The organism is Halopseudomonas oceani (assembly GCF_002903165.1).
Lineage (GTDB): Bacteria > Pseudomonadota > Gammaproteobacteria > Pseudomonadales > Pseudomonadaceae > Halopseudomonas > Halopseudomonas oceani.
Genome location: NZ_PPSK01000009.1, coordinates 135,424 through 153,289 on the forward strand (window position 1 = coordinate 135,424; position 17,866 = coordinate 153,289).

At 57.2% G+C, this 17,866-nt stretch carries 14 protein-coding genes and 1 tRNA gene; 9 read left to right on the plus strand and 6 right to left on the minus strand.

All coding sequences use genetic code 11. The annotated features are described in order from the left end of the window. Positions 1–10: 10 nt before the first annotated feature. Genes C1949_RS11090 through C1949_RS11105 form a run of 4 tightly spaced genes read right to left on the minus strand, consistent with a single transcriptional unit; the run spans position 11 to position 3,071 of the window. Positions 11–859, minus strand: a complete 849-nt coding sequence (locus C1949_RS11090) for a DMT family transporter (protein WP_104738565.1) — start codon at positions 857–859, stop codon at positions 11–13. Between the two features lie 34 nt (positions 860–893). After that, positions 894–1,514: a high frequency lysogenization protein HflD gene (gene hflD, locus C1949_RS11095; RefSeq protein ID WP_104738545.1), complete on the minus strand. Its 621-nt coding sequence runs from the start codon at positions 1,512–1,514 to the stop codon at positions 894–896. Next, positions 1,511–2,635, minus strand: a complete 1,125-nt coding sequence (mnmA, locus tag C1949_RS11100; RefSeq protein WP_104738546.1) for a tRNA 2-thiouridine(34) synthase MnmA — start codon at positions 2,633–2,635, stop codon at positions 1,511–1,513. The genes hflD and mnmA overlap by 4 nt, the downstream gene beginning before the upstream one ends. A 1-nt stretch (position 2,636) precedes the next feature. After that, on the minus strand, positions 2,637–3,071 hold the full coding sequence (locus tag C1949_RS11105; protein ID WP_104738547.1) for an NUDIX hydrolase: 435 nt from the start codon (positions 3,069–3,071) through the stop codon (positions 2,637–2,639). Positions 3,072–3,413: 342 nt separating this feature from the next. On the opposite strand from C1949_RS11105, the gene icd reads away from it, so the two are divergent. Continuing rightward, positions 3,414–4,670: an NADP-dependent isocitrate dehydrogenase gene (gene icd / locus C1949_RS11110; RefSeq protein ID WP_104738548.1), complete on the plus strand. Its 1,257-nt coding sequence runs from the start codon at positions 3,414–3,416 to the stop codon at positions 4,668–4,670. A 98-nt stretch (positions 4,671–4,768) separates the two neighbouring features. Here icd and cspD read toward each other — a convergent pair whose 3' ends face one another. After that, positions 4,769–5,032: a cold shock domain-containing protein CspD gene (gene cspD, locus C1949_RS11115; protein ID WP_104738549.1), complete on the minus strand. Its 264-nt coding sequence runs from the start codon at positions 5,030–5,032 to the stop codon at positions 4,769–4,771. Between the two features lie 218 nt (positions 5,033–5,250). Between cspD and clpS the strand changes: the two genes are divergently transcribed. Then, on the plus strand, positions 5,251–5,613 hold the full coding sequence (clpS, locus tag C1949_RS11120; RefSeq protein ID WP_104738550.1) for an ATP-dependent Clp protease adapter ClpS: 363 nt from the start codon (positions 5,251–5,253) through the stop codon (positions 5,611–5,613). Positions 5,614–5,646: 33 nt separating this feature from the next. Continuing rightward, complete coding sequence (gene clpA / locus C1949_RS11125) at positions 5,647–7,914, plus strand: ATP-dependent Clp protease ATP-binding subunit ClpA (protein WP_104738551.1); 2,268 nt, start codon at positions 5,647–5,649, stop codon at positions 7,912–7,914. Positions 7,915–7,965: 51 nt separating this feature from the next. Here the strand turns inward: clpA and xthA are convergent, their stop codons facing one another. After that, positions 7,966–8,778 (minus strand): exodeoxyribonuclease III, encoded by an 813-nt coding sequence (xthA, locus tag C1949_RS11130; RefSeq protein ID WP_104738552.1) that lies wholly within the window; start codon positions 8,776–8,778, stop codon positions 7,966–7,968. 146 nt (positions 8,779–8,924) lie between these two features. On the opposite strand from xthA, the gene C1949_RS11135 reads away from it, so the two are divergent. From C1949_RS11135 to C1949_RS11165, 6 genes are all read left to right on the plus strand, one after another. Continuing rightward, positions 8,925–10,631, plus strand: coding sequence for an autotransporter assembly complex protein TamA (locus C1949_RS11135; RefSeq protein WP_104738553.1), 1,707 nt, complete (start codon positions 8,925–8,927; stop codon positions 10,629–10,631). Beyond that, a complete protein-coding gene (locus tag C1949_RS11140) occupies positions 10,628–14,326 on the plus strand; it encodes a translocation/assembly module TamB domain-containing protein (RefSeq protein ID WP_104738554.1) in 3,699 nt (1,232 codons plus the stop codon). The genes C1949_RS11135 and C1949_RS11140 overlap by 4 nt, the downstream gene beginning before the upstream one ends. A 78-nt stretch (positions 14,327–14,404) precedes the next feature. Next, positions 14,405–14,902 carry a thiol peroxidase gene (gene tpx / locus C1949_RS11145; protein ID WP_104738555.1) on the plus strand — a complete coding sequence of 166 codons (498 nt, stop codon included), beginning with the start codon at positions 14,405–14,407 and terminating at the stop codon, positions 14,900–14,902. A gap of 86 nt (positions 14,903–14,988) precedes the next feature. After that, positions 14,989–15,078: transfer RNA gene (locus tag C1949_RS11150), tRNA-Ser, on the plus strand. A 522-nt stretch (positions 15,079–15,600) separates the two neighbouring features. Further along, the gene (locus tag C1949_RS11160; RefSeq protein WP_104738567.1) at positions 15,601–16,815 is read left to right on the plus strand and encodes an ImmA/IrrE family metallo-endopeptidase; all 1,215 of its coding nucleotides are present in this window, start codon (positions 15,601–15,603) and stop codon (positions 16,813–16,815) included. Between the two features lie 2 nt (positions 16,816–16,817). Beyond that, positions 16,818–17,866: beta family protein (locus C1949_RS11165; protein WP_104738556.1), on the plus strand; the 1,049-nt coding region annotated here is incomplete at its 3' end.

The following is a 17,866-nucleotide window of genomic DNA, read 5'->3' on the forward strand; positions in this document are numbered from 1 at the left end:
AAGGGCCAAATCATACACCAGCCGTGCGGGTTTTGCCCGACTTGGAGGGCAGATACACGCTGATCAGGCTGGCAGCGAAGATCAGGCCGGCACCGGCCCAGGATGACCAACCCGGTACTTCGCCCCACAGCGCCCAGGCAAACAGCCCGGAAAACACGATAGCCAGGTAGCTCAATGGCCCGATCTTGCCGGGTGGGGCGAGGGCGTAGGCCTTGGACATCACCAGTTGGCTGACGGTCGCTACCAGGCCTACCGCAATCAGTAGGCCGACTTGTTTCAGTGTCAGGGGTTGCCAGGCCCAAGTCATCGGAATGGCCGACAGCAGGGCTGAAAAGGTCGAAAAATAGAAGACGATGCGGGTTGCTGGCTCGCTGTTGCTCATGGCTCTGATGGAGACGAAGGCGCAGGCCGCGAGCAGGCTGGCGGCTACGCCGGCGAGGGCTTTGGGGTCAAACAGCGCACCGCTTGGTTTGGCGACCAGGACAACGCCAACGAAGCCGATGGATACCGCCAGCAGCATGCGCCCGGTCAGGCTTTCCTTCAGCCACCACCAGGCCAGAACCGGAGTGAAGACGGGGGCTGCGTAGGTGAACACCATGGCGTCTGCCAGCGGTAGGTGAGCGATGGCGTAGAAGAAGCAGTACATGGCGCCAAGGCCATAGAAGGTACGCAGGAAGTGATTGCCAAGGCGATTGGTGCGGAAAGGGCCGAAGCCGCGAACCAGAATGATCGGCAGGAAAAACAGCACGCCGATCAGGTTGCGTGCGAAGACGACGGTTTCGTTATTGACGCCTTCGGATACCTCGCGGATCAGCACGCCCATGCAGGCGAACAGCAGGGCGGACAGCGCCAGCAGCATGGCGCCAGCGCGCGGCTGGTCCTGGCGGACCAGTTCAACCACGCAGCACCGCGCGGGTGGCGTCCAGCAGCTTCTTGCGTTGAAATAGCAACTGCCAGCGATGGCCGCCAACCTGGCGCCAGAGTGTGGCAGAGCGAATACCGGCCAGCAGCAGCGTGCGCACCCGGTTGGCGACCTCCGGCTGCTGCAAAAAGCGCATGTCACCGTGCACCTGAATGCGCAGGCGCAAGGTGCTGATAGTGTCCTGATAGGTGCTACCCAGTGAGGCCATGACGTTATCGTGCAGCAGACCAAAGTGCTCGACCTGGTGTTCGGCCTGGGCGATGCGTTGGCCGAGCACCTGCAGCATGTCCTCGCGCTTGGCCAGCTGACGCTCAAGAGAGAGCAGGTTCATTACATAGCGCAGAGCGTCTCGCTGGAGCGCACCGGTATCGCGCTCCAGCATGGCTTCCAGTGCTTGCAGGCCGTTGCGAATCTGGTGCGGGCTGCCACCATAAACGTCGATCACGTTGTCGGGTGAGCGGTTGAGGATACTGGCAACCAGGCAGGCAACAGGGCCTTCGGACACCTTGCCGCTGCGTGCCAGGCGATCAACCTGAATGCCGGCTTCGAATGTGGCCCCCAGTGCGATGATTTGATCAGTGATACGGCTCACGGCGCGTCTCCGCTGGCAATGGCGGTCTCGATCACGCCGCCACCCAGGCAGATGTCGCCGCTGTACAAGACCAGCGACTGGCCGGGCGTCACAGCGCGTTGCGGCTCGTCAAAGCGCACGAGGTAGCCGTCAGCAGTCTGCTCCAGCGTGCATGCCTGGTCAGCCTGACGGTAGCGAACCTTGGCAGTCAGGCGCAGCGGTTCGCTGGTGTCGATCGGATTGACCCAGTAGATCGATGAGCAGGTAAGGGCGTCGGAAAACAGCCATGGATGGTTATTGCCCTGGCCAACGACCAGTACGTTATTGGTCAGATCCTTGCGCAGTACGTACCAGGGCTCGTCGCTGGCGCCTTGCAGGCCGCCGATACCCAGCCCCTGGCGCTGACCGATAGTGTGGTACATCAAGCCGTGGTGACGGCCGATCACGGTACCGTCCGTGGTCTCTATGTCGCCGGGCTGGGCGGGCAGGTACTGTTTGAGAAAGTCGCTGAAACGACGCTCGCCGATAAAGCAGATGCCAGTCGAGTCCTTCTTGCGGGCGGTCGCCAGCTCGTAGCGCTCGGCGATGCGACGCACTTCGGGTTTCTCCAGTTCGCCAACCGGGAACAGGGTGCGCGCGATCTGCTCGGCACCGACGGCATGCAGGAAGTAGCTCTGGTCCTTGTTGTTGTCGATCCCGCGCAGCAGCACGGTCTGACCGTCGCGTTCAGCGCGGCGGACGTAATGACCCGTAGCGATCAGGTCGGCGCCCAACGACAGGGCGTAGTCCAGAAACGCCTTGAACTTGATTTCGCGGTTGCAGAGGATGTCCGGGTTGGGTGTGCGGCCGGCTTTGTACTCTTCGAGGAAATGCTCGAACACATTGTCCCAGTACTCGGCAGCAAAGTTCGCGGTGTGCAGCTTGATCCCCAAGCGGTCACTGACAGCCTGTGCGTCAGCGAGGTCTTCCTTGGCAGTGCAGTACTCAGTGCCGTCGTCTTCGTCCCAGTTCTTCATGAACAGGCCTTCTACCTGATAGCCCTGTTCCAGCAGCAGCGCTGCAGAAACGGACGAGTCGACACCGCCGGACATGCCGACGATGACGCGAATTTCAGAATTGGGCGTATTGGGCTGGGTAGACATATCAGCGAATCAGATCCAGTGAGTAGTGCGGTTTATTCAGGTAGTCCTGCACGCAACCTAGAACCAGATGGCTGCGCAGCATTTCAGTATTGTCGACAAGTTCGTCCAGCGACATCCAGCGGGCGCGAATAATACCTTCGTCCAGCGTGCGTTCGGGCTCATGACTGATAGGCTTGGCACTGAAGCAAACGCGCTGGTAGGTTTCGCCGTTGGCTGCCTGAAAAAGATAAAGGCCAACTACAGTAGTGAGTTCGACGTGCCAGCCGGTTTCTTCCAGGGTTTCTCGCAAGGCGGCCTGGAGCAGGGTTTCGTCGGCTTCCAGGTGGCCCGCAGGTTGATTCAGGACAATGCGCCCATCACGCTCCTCCTCAACCATCAGATAGTGTGACTGATGCTCGACGATGGTGGCGACAGTAACGTGGGGTAAAAATCGCATCGCGGCTCCTCGGCAGGTGCGATAGGGTAGCGCAAACCGCTGTTGCGGTGAACAACCTCCGCCGCCGGCTTTGGTAAAGCGGCGGAAAACAGCTAGGATTCTGATTGGCTGCGTTTTGTAGTGTGGTTGTAGTGTTACTACATATTCTTGATTGATCGCCTCTCATAGATTGCTTAAATAGCGAAGGAGAGTGGTTGGTGGCGAGATTGAAGACAAAAGTGCGTGACATTCTGTAGGAAAACTACAACAATAGCGCGGCTGAAAATCCGTATTCATGGGATGTCGGGGGTTACCCACCTGCCGGCATCGCCTGTGGCAACGACAACATAAACGGAGTCAAAGATGGGATACCAAAAGATCCAGGTGCCGGCCAGCGGCGACAAAATTACCGTTAACGCCGACCTTTCCCTGAACGTACCCGACAATCCGATCATCCCCTTCATCGAGGGTGACGGCATCGGTTTCGATATTTCCCCTGTCATGATCAAGGTCGTCGACGCTGCTGTTGAAAAAGCGTACGCCGGCAAGCGCAAGATTTCCTGGATGGAAGTTTATGCGGGCGAGAAAGCCACTCAAGTCTACGATCAAGACACCTGGCTGCCGGCTGAGACGCTGGACGCCATTAAAGAGTACGTTGTTTCCATCAAGGGCCCGCTGACTACTCCGGTAGGTGGTGGTATCCGCTCCCTCAACGTTGCCCTGCGTCAGGAACTTGACCTGTACGTCTGTCAGCGTCCGGTTCGCTGGTTTGAAGGCGTGCCGAGCCCGGTCAAGAAGCCGGGTGATGTTGACATGGTCATCTTCCGCGAGAACTCCGAAGACATCTACGCGGGTGTCGAGTGGAAAGCCGGTAGCCCGGAAGCTGAAAAGATCATCAAGTTCCTGACCGAAGACATGGGCGTCAAGAAGATCCGCTTCACCGACATGTGTGGTATCGGTATCAAGCCAGTTTCCGAAGCAGGCACCAAGCGTCTGGTTCGCCAGGCTCTGCAATACACCGTCGACAACGACCGTGACTCCCTGACCCTGGTTCACAAGGGCAACATCATGAAGTTCACCGAAGGTGCCTTCAAGGATTGGGGTTACGAGATTGCCCGTGACGAATTCGGTGCTGAGCTGCTGGACGGCGGCCCGTGGATGCAGTTCAAGAACCCGAACACTGGCAAGACTATCGTAGTCAAGGACGTCATCGCTGACGCCATGCTGCAGCAAATCCTGCTGCGTCCGGCCGAATACGACGTGATCGCTACCCTGAACCTGAACGGTGACTACCTGTCCGACGCGCTGGCCGCTGAAGTGGGTGGTATCGGTATCGCTCCGGGCGCCAACCTGTCTGACTCCGTTGCCATGTTCGAAGCGACCCACGGTACTGCTCCGAAGTACGCTGGTCAGGACAAGGTCAACCCGGGTTCAGTGATCCTGTCTGCTGAAATGATGCTCCGCCACATGGGTTGGGTTGAAGCGGCTGATCTGATCATCAAGGGTGTTAACGGTGCGATCGCCAACAAGACCGTCACTTATGACTTTGAGCGCCTGATGGATGGTGCCAAGCTGCGTAAGTGCTCCGAGTTTGGTGACGACGTTATCGGCTCGATGTAAGTACTGCGGTGCGAGCCGCCCTGGGCGGCTCGTTTCCGGGCAAGAACAACAAAGCCGGCGAAAGCCGGCTTTGTTGTTTGCGCGATCGAAATCAGCGATCAGTCATGCATGAGGCTCGCTGCGCCTTCATTTTCCACCTGTTTCTTGCTAGCGTGCTCAACAGTGGATTGGATGTTGATGGCGTGCAAGCCCTTGGGGCCCTGGATGATGTCAAACTGAACCGGCTGGCCGGCCTTGAGCGTTTTATAGCCATCCATGTGGATAGCTGAATAGTGCGCAAAGAGGTCCTCGTCCCGCCCGTTCGCTACGATAAACCCGTAGCCCTTGGCATTATTGAACCATTTGACCTTACCGTTCTCCATACTGCGTCCCTCTGGTAGCTTGTCACGTCATGTGATTGGTGTGGCCCTTGCTGACCAGCGGTCTGTTCCGGATATAAATGGTGACCGGTCAGTCAGGCACTATTACACTTTTAACATCGAATCGGGGCAAGTCAAGTTGGCCCCAAAGCAACCTGTGTACCAGTACGCAGTTTTGCGATGAGCGGCATCTTTTCTGGCTTCCAGCGGTGAAATGGCAGATGTTTTCAATGACAGATTTTCAACTAACCTTAAATCAGGGGGCGGGGGAACCCGAGCACGAGGATGATCACGGCCTGGCGGTCGAGACCAGCAAGCCTCAGCTCAAGCCTCCGTCTCGTTACAAGGTCATCATGCTTAACGATGACTACACGCCGATGGATTTTGTCGTGGAGGTTCTGGAGCGTTTTTTTGCCCACAACCGGGAAAGTGCTACTCAGATCATGCTCAAGGTGCATACTGAAGGTAGAGCGGTCTGTGGCATTTATACCCGGGACATAGCCGAAACCAAGGCCGCGGAAGTCAACGACTACGCGAGGGAATGCCAGCACCCGTTGATGTGTCAGATTGAACGGGAAGCGTAACAAGGCGATTTGCATCGCATATGAGGTGGCAACATGCTCAATAGAGATCTCGAAATCACCCTGAATCTGGCGTTCAAGGATGCACGCAACAAGCGGCATGAGTTCATGACCGTTGAACACCTGCTGCTGGCGCTGCTGGACAATCAGGCCGCGATCGAAGTCCTCAATGCCTGTGGCGCAGATATGGAGCGCCTGCGGAGCGAACTCACTGAATTTATCGACTCCACCACGCCGCTGATTCCGAAGCAGGATCAGGAGCGTGAGACTCAGCCGACGCTGGGCTTTCAGCGCGTACTGCAGCGCGCGGTATTCCATGTCCAGAGCTCCGGCAAGGGCGAGGTCAGTGGCGCGAATGTGCTGGTCGCGATTTTCAGCGAGCAGGAAAGTCAGGCTGTCTTTTTCCTCAAGCAGCAGCAGATTGCGCGTATCGACATCGTCAACTTCATCTCCCACGGGATCTCCAAGGTTCAGAGCGATGCCGAGCAGCTTGGCGATGAGCAGGAGTCCATGGATGAAGAGGCGGCAGAAGGGGCGACCGCCAGCAACCCGCTGGAGGCCTATGCCAGCAACCTGAACGAGATGGCGCGCAAGGGTCGGATCGATCCCCTCGTAGGGCGTGCATCTGAGGTAGAGCGCGTTGCGCAGATTCTCATGCGCCGCCGCAAAAATAATCCGCTGCTGGTCGGCGAGGCTGGCGTCGGCAAGACGGCCATTGCCGAGGGGCTCGCCAAGCGCATCGTTGATGGCGAGGTGCCGGATACCCTGTCTGAAGCCGTGGTCTACTCGTTGGACTTGGGCGCGCTGCTGGCGGGCACCAAGTACCGCGGTGACTTTGAGAAACGCTTCAAGGCGTTGCTCAAAGCGCTGAAGAAGCGCCCGCACGCGATTCTGTTCATCGACGAAATCCACACCATCATTGGTGCTGGCGCGGCCTCGGGCGGTGTTATGGACGCCTCGAATCTGCTTAAGCCGCTGCTGTCGTCCGGTGAAATTCGTTGCATTGGTTCCACTACCTTTCAGGAGTTTCGCGGTATTTTCGAGAAAGATCGCGCGTTGGCGCGTCGCTTCCAGAAGGTCGATGTGGTCGAGCCGTCGGTTACCGACACCATTCAGATTCTCAAGGGGCTCAAGAGCCGCTTCGAGGAGCACCACGGTATTCGCTATACCGATGAGGCGCTGAAAGCGGCGGCTGAATTGGCCAGCCGCTATATCAATGACCGTCACATGCCCGACAAGGCGATTGACGTGATCGACGAGGCAGGTGCCTATCAGCGCCTGCAATTGCCGGAAAATCGTCCGGAATTCATCGACGTGCCCGAGGTCGAGGCGATTGTCGCCAAGATCGCGCGGATCCCACCGAAGCATGTTTCCTCAAGCGACAAGGAGCTGCTGAAGAACCTGGAACGCGACCTGAAACTGGTGGTGTTTGGTCAGGACAGCGCGATCGACGCACTGTCTACCGCGATCAAGCTGTCGCGTGCCGGCTTGAAGTCGGCAGACAAGCCGGTCGGCTCTTTCCTGTTCGCCGGTCCGACTGGTGTCGGCAAGACAGAAGTGACTCGTCAGCTGGCCAAGAGCCTTGGCGTTGAGCTGCTGCGCTTCGACATGTCCGAGTACATGGAGCGGCACACCGTCTCCCGTTTGATTGGTGCGCCTCCGGGCTACGTCGGTTTCGACCAGGGCGGCCTGTTGACCGAAGCTGTCACCAAGAGTCCGCATTGCGTATTGCTGCTCGATGAAATCGAGAAGGCGCATCCCGAAGTCTTCAACCTGCTGCTGCAGGTGATGGACCACGGTACGCTGACCGATAACAATGGTCGTAAGGCTGATTTCCGCAACGTTATCCTGGTGATGACCACCAACGCCGGTGCCGAAACCATGTCGCGCGCGTCGATCGGTTTCACCAAGCAGGATCACAGTACCGACGGTATGGAGATCATCAAGAAAGCCTTCACGCCGGAGTTCCGCAACCGTCTGGATGCAATTATCCAGTTTGGCCGCCTGACTCACGAAAGCATCAAGTTCGTGGTCGACAAGTTCCTCACCGAACTGCAGGCCCAGCTGGAAGACAAGCACGTACTGCTGGATGTGGACGAAGATGCCCGCAACTGGCTAGCCGAGCACGGCTACGATCCGATGATGGGCGCTCGCCCGATGGCCCGCTTGATTCAGGACAAGATCAAGCGTCCGCTGGCTGAGCAGATCCTGTTTGGCGAGCTGGCCGAGCAGGGCGGTACCGTGCACGTCACGCTGCGTGATGGCGAGTTGGAAATTGAGGTGCCGGAGGCGGAGGTCGCCTGAGGCTTTCCGTAACGAAAAAGACCGGCGAATGCCGGTCTTTTTTTGTCTGGCTCAGACGTCGAAGCGCGACCAGATCGGCGCGTGGTCGGAGGGTTTCTCCATCCCGCGAATGTCGTAGTCGATGTCGCTTTCTACACAGTGCTCGGCCAGTGCCCGGCTGGCCAGCACCATATCGATGCGCAGTCCGCGCTTGGGGGTGTCTTCAAAACCGCGGCTGCGGTAGTCGAACCAGCTGAAGCGGTCGGAGTCGGGGTTCAGGTGGCGGAAGGTATCGACCAGTCCCCAGCCCTTCAGACGCTGCATCCAGCCACGTTCTTCCGGCAGGAAACTGCACTTGCCGGTGCGCAGCCAGCGCTTGGCGTTGTCCGGGCCAATGCCGATGTCGGCGTCTGTGTCGGAAATGTTCATGTCGCCGATGATTGCGATGCGTTGATTCGGTGTGAACTCGTCTTCCAGGTGGGCTTGCAGATCGGCGTAAAACTTTTCCTTCGCCGGAAATTTGACCGGGTGGTCGCGGCTTTCGCCTTGCGGGAAGTAGCCGTTGAACACAATCAGCGGCTCGCCGTCGGCGCAGGGGATGGCGGCGCTGATCATCCGCCGCTGAGCATCCTCCTCGTCGGTGGGAAAGCCCTTGCGCACCCAAAGTGGCTGCTCGCGGGTCAGCAGGGCCACGCCGTAGTGACCCTTCTGGCCATGAAAGGCAACGTGATAACCCAGCGCCTCGACATCGGCGAGCGGAAACTGCGGATCGTCAACCTTGGTTTCTTGCAGGCCGATGACGTCCGGGTTGTGGCGAGCGACCAGTTCCTGCAACTGGTGCGGACGAGCCCGCAGGCCATTGATGTTGAATGAGACGATCTTCATGGGTGTGTCCTGTGGTACGAGGTTCGGTCGCACAGCGCGACGCTGAAGAGGCTGACTAGGGTAGCCTAAATGCGTCTGATTTGGGACACGCCGGCCACCCTGGCGTGTTAGCATTCGCGCTGCGAATACCTGCCAGGATGGAGCTCATGCGTCGCGCTTTTCCACTGTTGTTTCTTGTCTCTGCCGTGTCTGTTGCTCAGGCTGGGGTCAAGGTCACAGTCGAGCCAGCGAAAAGGTCTGTACGCGAAAATATCGAGGCCTATATTGGCCCGGTAGAGGCCGGCAGCCGGGCCGACATGGAGCGTCAGCTGAGGCACATTGATGAGCAGGCGACCCTGGCCGCACAGGCTCTGGGCTATTACCAGAGTCGCAACGACCTCAAGGTCACCGGCCCGGAAGACGCACCACTGGTGGAGCTGAAGGTCGAGCTTGGTGACCCGGTGCGGCTGGACAAGGTGGCCGTTGAAGTGCTCGGGCCGGGTGCCGGTACCGAGTCTTTTCAGCTTGGTGTGGAGGAGTTGCTGGCCTCGGGGCAAGTGCTCAACCACGGTCGTTATGAAACATTGAAATCGCGCATCAATAACCGGGCGCTGCGCTACGGCTACTTCGAAGGTCAGTATTTCAAACGCCAACTGCGTGTGGATGTCGAGCAAGGTAAGGCTGATGTCGACATCCAGTACAGTACCGGGCCGCGTTACTCACTCGGCGCAGTGCATTTTTCCGAAACCCAGTTCAGTGACGACCTGCTTGCACGCATGGTGCCCTTTGAGGCTGGTACTCCATACGATGCCGATCTGGTCGGCAAGTTGAATCAGGATCTGCTTTCAAGCGGCTACTTCAATGGTGTGCTGGTTACCGCTCCGCTGGACAGGGCGGCGGGCGAGCAGGTGCCGGTGGAGGTTGAGATTACCGAGCGCGACCCGCATTCGCTCGGCTTTGGTGGCGGCTACTCCACTGACGTGGGCGCACGCGGCAAGATGACGTGGGATCAGCACTGGATCAACCCGCAGGGTCACAGCCGCGGCGCTAGCATGGAGCTGTCGTTACCGCGGCAGCAAATCAGCGCGTTCTACCAAGTGCCACTGGACAACCCGATTACCCACAACCTGCGTTACTTCGTGGGTTGGCAGAAAGAAGACATCGACGACGTACAGACTCACAGTCTCGCGGTTGGCGCGGAAGTGAACAAACGGCTTGAAAGCGGTTGGCAACGCAGTGTCGGCCTGCGATTGCAGCAGGAAGTGTTCTCGCTAGGTGATGATAGTGGTACGGCTACGATGCTGATTCCCAGCCTGGTAATGCAGCGTGCGCAGAGCTCCGGCGGCATTGACCCGCGGCGCGGCTATAGTCTGCTGCTCGATGTGCAGGGAGCCAAGGAAGGGGTGCTGTCATCGGTGGATTTCGCCCGGGTCATGGGGCAGGTAAAAGGGCTCTACACCCTGTTTGACAACCACCGCTTTCTTGGCCGTGTTGCGCTGGGAGCCGTTGCCACCAATGACTTTTCCAGTATCCCGCCATCGCTGCGATTTTTCGCCGGCGGGGACCAGAGTATTCGCGGCTATGACTATCAAAGCCTGTCGCCGGTCGACAGCACCGGCGAAACCATCGGGGCGCGCTATCTGATTGCGAGTAGCGCCGAGTATCAGTACGAGTTCATCAAAAGCTGGCGCGCCGCGACATTTGTTGATTACGGTAACGCGGTTGATTCGTTGATGGACCCACTGAAAACCAGCGTTGGTATTGGGCTGCGCTGGGTGTCGCCTATTGGCCCGATTCGCTTTGATCTGGCCCGCTCGCTGTCTGACCCTGATGTCGGCTTCAAGATTCATTTCTCGATGGGGCCGGAATTGTGATCCGTTTTCTCGCTAAGGCACTGCTGCGTGGACTGATATTTATCCTGGCGCTGCCGCTGTTGCTCGGCTTACTGATGGGGAGCGAGTCGGTCAATCGATGGCTGTTCAATCAGGTCGACTCAATGTTGCCGCAGTTAACGCTTGAGTTTGAGCAGGGCAACCTGTGGCGGGGTTGGTCTTTCTCGCAGTTGCGCTGGCAGGATGAGGCGCTCGATGTGCGTGTCGAAGAGCTTGCCCTGGAGTGGAGTCCGTCTTGCCTGTTTGGCGGCACCTTATGCCTGGATACATTGTCAGCTCAACGGGTCGTCGTGCTGACGCAACCAACTGAAGCGCAAGAAAATCCGTCAGAGCTGAATTTGCCGACAGTGCAGTTGCCGCTGGCGCTGGAAATTGGCCAACTGCATTTGGGCGAACTTTCACTGGATGGTGAAACCGCGCTGCTGAAAGAGCTCGAGTTGATCGCGTTTGGCCGTGGCAATCAACTGGTGATCCAGAGCTTCAGTGGCAGTGGTCCAGACCTGCACTGGCGCCTGGATGGTACGCTGCAGATGCAAGACGACTGGCCGCTGGCGGTGACCGCCGACCTGATATTGCCGCCAGTGGATGAACGCGACTGGCGTCTTCGTCTGCATGCCAGTGGTGATCTGCGCCAGCTTGAACTCAAGGCCGATAGCCGGGGCTATCTGACCGGTCACCTGGACGCGTCTGCCGATCTGTTCGCGGCTGGTTACCCTGTGCAGCTGCAGTGGCAAGGACAGGACTTTCTGCCGCTGCAAAGCTTGCCGCAGACGCTGACGCTGCAAGACCTTGGCTTGGAGTTGGCAGGAGATCTTGAGTCGGGCTACGCGCTGCAGGCTGATGCCCGGCTCCCGGGAGCAACTGGCGCGGTGTCGCTGGCATTGCACGCTAAGGCAGGATTGACTGGGGTAGACCAAGCCTCGATTACCCTCCAGATGGTCGATCAGCCAGAACAGCAACTGGTTGCCAGCGGTAGCGCTGACTGGCAAGGCGAACTCGCTGCGGAACTCCAGTTGGCACTGGATCAATTCCCCTGGCAGTCACTGTATCCATTGGATACCGGCGAAGTAGCACTGCAGCAGCTGACCGCGACCGCCAGCCTGAGCCGAGGCAAGGTTGAAGCTCAACTTGATGGGCGGTTGACGGGCGTTGCCGCGCAGGAAGTTGCTGTTAGCGCGCACGTTCAGGGGGATCAGCAAGCGCTGGATGTCAATCCGCTGACTGTTACCACGCAGGCGGGCAGGGCAACGGGCACGCTCCAGCTGGGGCTGGCACCCGATGTTCAGTGGCAAGGGCAATTTCGGCTGGACGGTGTAGACCCGAGCGTATTCGTCGCAGCCTTGCCCGGCAGCCTCAGCGGCAAGCTGACCAGCAACGGTCAACTGCAGGGCGAACAACTGTGTCTGGATGCCAACTGGGATCTGGCTGGGGTGCTGCGGGCACAGCCGCTAAAATTTGCCGGGGCGTTGAGCAAGTCGGATGAAACCTGGGCTGTTTCCGGCCTTGAGCTGGCGCAGGGCAATAACCGTGTCAGCGGTGAAGGCCACTGGGGAGCTGAGGTTGCTGCCCAGCTGAATATACAGCTCAAGGAGATGAAAACGCTCTGGCCCGGCCTGCGTGGTGTTCTGACCGGCGACGCCCGGCTGGCTGGGAGCGCTGATGCACCGCGCATTGTGCTGACGGCGACAGGCTCGCGCCTTGGTTACCAGGATCTGCGCATAGCGAATCTAGCGCTGCAAGCCGATTCAACATTGAGTGACGTGTTGCCGGTATCGGCACAGCTTTCTGCAGATGGAATACGCAGCGCAGACACACAGTTGGGCAACTTACAGCTGTCGGTAGCGGGCAATCGCGCCAATCATCGGGCCAGGGTCACGCTGCTGGACGGGATTGCCGAAGCGGAGCTGAATCTCGACGGGCAGCTGTCCGATAGCGCATGGCACGGCCAGTTGAGCCAGGGCGTGCTGCGCCACAAGCATCTTGAGCTGCGACAGGAAAGTTCGGCCGCACTTAATTATCAGGTCGCCAGCGGCCGGCTGCAGTTGGGGGCGCATTGCTGGCGTCAGGCTGACGCCAGTCTCTGTTTTAATGACCAGCAAACACTCATGCCTGACCGTCGCCTGAATGTGAGCATGAGCAACCTTGATATTGCTGATCTTGCGCCGTGGTTTCCGCCTGATTTCGACTGGCACGGCTTATTACAGGGCCGGTTTGAATTGCAGCAGAAGGCAGGTCAGGCGCCGGTAGCCAACGTGAATATCAGCTCCGCTGATGGCGTGATTACCGTGAGCGATCGCGACCAGACGCTGGCATTTCCGTACCAGCAAATTGAGCTGTCGACTGACCTCCAGGCACGGAATGCAAAGGCGCTATTCGAGTTGCGCAGCGACGTGATCGGGCGCCTGCAGGTCGACGCTGATGTGCGTGACCCGGCTGGCGCACAACGGCTGTCGGGCCGCTATCAGCTGGAGAAGCTGCAACTCGACTTTCTCCGCCCGTTCTTGCCGGATGTGGAAGAGCTGCGTGCTACGCTCAATGGCAGCGGCGAGCTGGGCGGCACACTGTCTGACCCTGTGGTGACCGGCCTGTTGACACTGCGCGATGGTCTGGTGTCGGGGCCCAATCTGCCTGTCAGCCTCGAGAGCCTGCAGGCTGACATCCGGATTGATGGCCAGGCCGCTGATGTTGATGCCCAGTGGCGTAGCGGCGACAAGGGCGAGGCCAGCTTGCAGGGGCGTGTTGGCTGGGCACCGCTGGATGTTGCCCTGACGCTACAGGGCCATGATCTGCCTGTTAGCGTTGAGCCTTACGCCAGACTGTTTGTCGCGCCTAACCTGGAAATCAGTCTGCGCAGCGGCAACCTGCATGTGGGAGGAGAGCTGTCAGTGCCGGCTGGCGATATCGTGGTGCGAGAGCTGCCGGCAGAAGCGGTGCGCGTGTCGCCAGATACCGTCATTGTGGGCCGCGAGACAGCACAGCAGGACAGCCCGCTTGGCATCACTGCCCGCGTCAAACTCAATATCGGAGATGAGCTTCGACTGAACGCTTTCGGCCTCAAGGGGCGCCTGAAAGGGCAGCTGGAAGTACAGGAGAACCTCAACGCCAATGGTGACCTGCAGATTCTCGACGGCGAGTTCCGACGCCTAGGCCAGGATCTGCAACTGCGGCGGGCGCTGCTGCTGTTTTCTGGCCCGATCAGCGAGCCCTATTTGAACATCGAGGCCATTCGCAAGGTCGACGATGTTGTCGCCGGGCTACGGGTGACCGGTAACGCCAGCAGGCCAACAACCGTCGTCTTCTCGGAGCCGGGCATGTCGCAGCAGGAAGCGATGTCCTACCTGGTGCTGGGCCGGCCGCTTGGCCAGGAGGGCGACAACAACATGCTGGCGAAGGCCGCGCTGGGGCTTGGCCTCGCAGGTGCGGCGCCGATTACCCGCCATATTGGCGACGTACTTGGCCTGGAGGACTTCGCGGTAGAGGCCGAAGGGCAGGGGGTGGACACGCAGGTTGTCGCCAGCGGCAGCATTACCGACAAGCTCAGTGTGCGCTACGGTGTTGGCGTATTTGAGCCATCCAACCAGTTGGCGTTGCGTTACGAGCTGTCGCGGCGTTTGTATCTGGAAGCTGTCAGCGGTTTTGCCAGCTCCCTGGATTTCTTCTATCGTATCGACTTCTGATTTTTCGACGGGTCGCGCCTTAGCGTCCCGTTTTTGACGTACAACCATACTGTGCTTTAGCACATTGAAGGAGTCATCATGTCTAGCGTCACTCTACGCGGTAATCCCATTTCCATCGGCGGCACCTTCCCGGTCAAGGGCGACAAAGCTCCGGGCTTTACCCTGGTTGCCAAGGACCTGTCCGACGTCAGCCTTGCCAGCCTGACCGGCAAGCGCAAAATCCTCAACATCTTCCCGAGCGTCGATACCCCGGTTTGCGCCACTTCCATCCGCACCTTCAACGCCAAGGCTAGCAGCCTGGAAAACACCGTCGTGCTGTGCATTTCGGCCGACCTGCCGTTTGCCCAGGCACGTTTCTGCGGCGCGGAAGGCCTGGATAACGTCATCAACCTGTCTACCCTGCGTGGTCGTGAGTTCATTCGCGACTACGGCGTCGACATCGAAAACGGCCCCCTGGCCGGCCTGACCGCCCGAGCAGTCGTGGTGCTGGATGAAGACGACAACGTGCTTTACAGCGAACTGGTCAGCGAAATTGGCCAGGAGCCGAACTACGAAGCAGCACTGGCAGCACTGTAACGGATGAGGCGGGCAGTAGAATTGTCTGAACTCTGTGCGTCTACCCCATTGACTCTGCAGGGATTTCCAGTAACATTGCCCGCCGTGGAGGGATGGCAGAGCGGTTGAATGCACCGGTCTTGAAAACCGGCGAAGGTGAAAGCCTTCCCAGGGTTCGAATCCCTGTCCCTCCGCCACTATTGCACTAGTTAGATGGCTTGAATGAGGTTTTTTTCATTCTACCCAACTACCTACCTAACTTCGAAAGAAGCGCTGGAAGCAGATTCAGGCGAAGCAAAAAGGGCCGCTAGCACAGCGGCCTTTTTTTGTGCCTGTGTTTTACACCTCCAAAAGCACATAAATCACACTAGTTCCTGAATTTCCCAAATTGGGAGCTTGCAGTATTTCTTGATCTGATGCATGATTTTCCCAAATTGGGAAACGAAAAAAGCCATGCGACTACTAGGAAAAGACAAATTACTCCGCCTTGTGCGCACCGATGAAGCGGCGCGTGCTTGGGTGTCCGCATGGGTTGCTGAACTCGCAACTGCGAATTGGAAGCACGCTGCAGACCTAAGCCATCAGTTTCCGAACGCGCGACAGTCTGAGCCAGGACATTTCATTTTTCCTGTCTGCAACTGCAGAAAAGAGGTTTGCTTACAAATTGCATTTCAACAAGGCATTGCCGTTGTCACGGGCATACAGTGAAGACAGAATTTATGGAAGCTAAGGTTGTTCGCACAGAAGAGCAATATGCCGCGTACCTTGATGAGGTCCAAGCCCTCATCTCCGAGGACCCAAAGCTGAACTCGAAGAAAAGCGAGCGGTTGGAGCTTTTGACCGTCCTGCTAGAGGCATATGAGAACTCAAAATATCCAGTAGAGAGCCCGGACCCTATCGACGCCATTTTATTCAGAATGAATGAAAAAGGATTAAAGCAGGCTGATCTTGTTCCCTATTTCGGTACAAGTAGTCGTGTCTCTGAGGTTCTGAACCGCAAGCGTCCCTTAACTGTTCAGATGATTCGGGCCTTAACGATTGGTTTGGGCATCTCAGCAGATACGCTTGTTGGTGCTTCACTTCCTGACTCTCCTGCGAAGAAAGGTGCTGTTGACTGGTCTAAATTTCCTATCAAAGAAATGACACGCCGGGGCTGGATTGAGAACGTTGGTAAGGTAGCTAAGGACAACCTTGAAGAAATAGTAAAAGGCTTCATATCTGAAGCAGGGCTTGAATTCGGCGCGGCATCGTTTAGAAAAGCCTTTTACGGAGAGGCTGAAACACCTACTTCAAGGTACGCGCTCTACGCTTGGTTGGCTCGGGTGATTCAGAAGGCTAGAGATCGGAAACCAAAGATCGGTTCGTTTGACCCAGCGGAGCTATCGACAAGCTACCTGAAAGAGCTCGCTCAGTTAAGCCGGTTCGATGCGGGTCCCTTGCTGGCAGTCGAGCAGTTAGAGAAGACGGGCATAGCTGTGGTAATTGAACCGGCTTTGAAAGGCACATTGCTGGATGGAGCTGCACTCAAAGATTCTGATGGCACCCCAATTATTGGGCTCACTCTCAGGTACGACAGGCTGGACCATTTTTGGTTTACGCTCGTCCATGAGGTAGCCCATATATGGAAACATGTAGATGGCAACGAAGCGTTCTTAGATGACTTAGATTCTTCGTCAGAGGATCGGAAGGAAGCGGAAGCCAATCGACTTGCCACCGAAGCATTTATACCAAGGGTGCAATGGCGTAGAAGCGACGCCTATACTACGCCCAACAAAGATACGATTGAGCGCTTCGCAAAAGACTTGAAGATTCATCCCGCAGTAGTCGCGGGACGACTCCGAAAGGAGTCTGCAAATTACAGCCTGTTCTCCGACATGGTGGGACAGAATCAAGTACGGCAACTGTTTCCATCCGGTGAGGAGTGCGAGGCTTAATTATGAATCTATCTTATTTTCCCATCCTGAAGGCAAAGGACGCTGAATTTGATGCGCTCCGTAACGCGAAATCTAACGTGGTTCAGAGCATGCTGCCGTTGTTTGAAATCCCCCGCTTTAAGCCAGGGTTGAAGAAATACAAAGATAACCCTCACGCAAAAGCCACCTTTTTATCCGAACTAAGCCAAAAGATCGGTGAGCTGCGACCCGGGATGTATGCAATGTTCGATACCTACCATTGGCAAGATCCCGGCGAGAAAGTAGAAACTGGTGAACATCATTTGTCCTACATGTATAACGCTTTGAAAAGTGAGGGCGTTAATGTTGTTCCGGTCGTGGGGTACGACCGTTGGGATGACGATGAATATCGCCTTGCTTTGAAAAGCATATCGAAACTGCATACGGGCATGCTCTGTATACGGCTTGATCGATTCGCGTTTGATGACGTTGGCGACCCTGAGCACTTTCATGAACGATTGGCGGAAATTATTGAATACCTTGAGATCAACCCTGCTAGCTGTCACGTGATACTGGATCTCGAAGACCTGAGCACGATGGCAATAGTAGATATTTTCGATGGTTTTGATGAGCTATTTAACCAAATTACTGGTTACGGATTTTTGTCATACTCAGTCGCCGGATGTTCGCTCCCGAATTCGATTGATAAAGTAATCAAGGACAAAGACTCAAGCGGCACTGTCTTGAGGCGGGAAATGTTGCTTTGGAAAAATGCTCGGAAGCAGCACCCTGATTTTCATATTCACTTCGGCGATTATGGGGTGCGCGGACCGAGCACAGCTGAAACCGGATTTGGAAATACCAACGCAAAAATCCGATACACCATCAACGACGAGTATTTTATTGTCCGGGGGCATGTGATCAGAAAGCCAATCGGCGGTTATCAGCACTGTGGACTTGCACAAAAGCTGATGAACTCTGGCCATTACCTCCACCCAGCTTTCAGCTGGGGAGATAATGAAATTAAGCGATGTGCCAATAGGGAAATAGGCGGCGGCTCAACAGCTTGGATTAAGATCGATACAAGTCACCA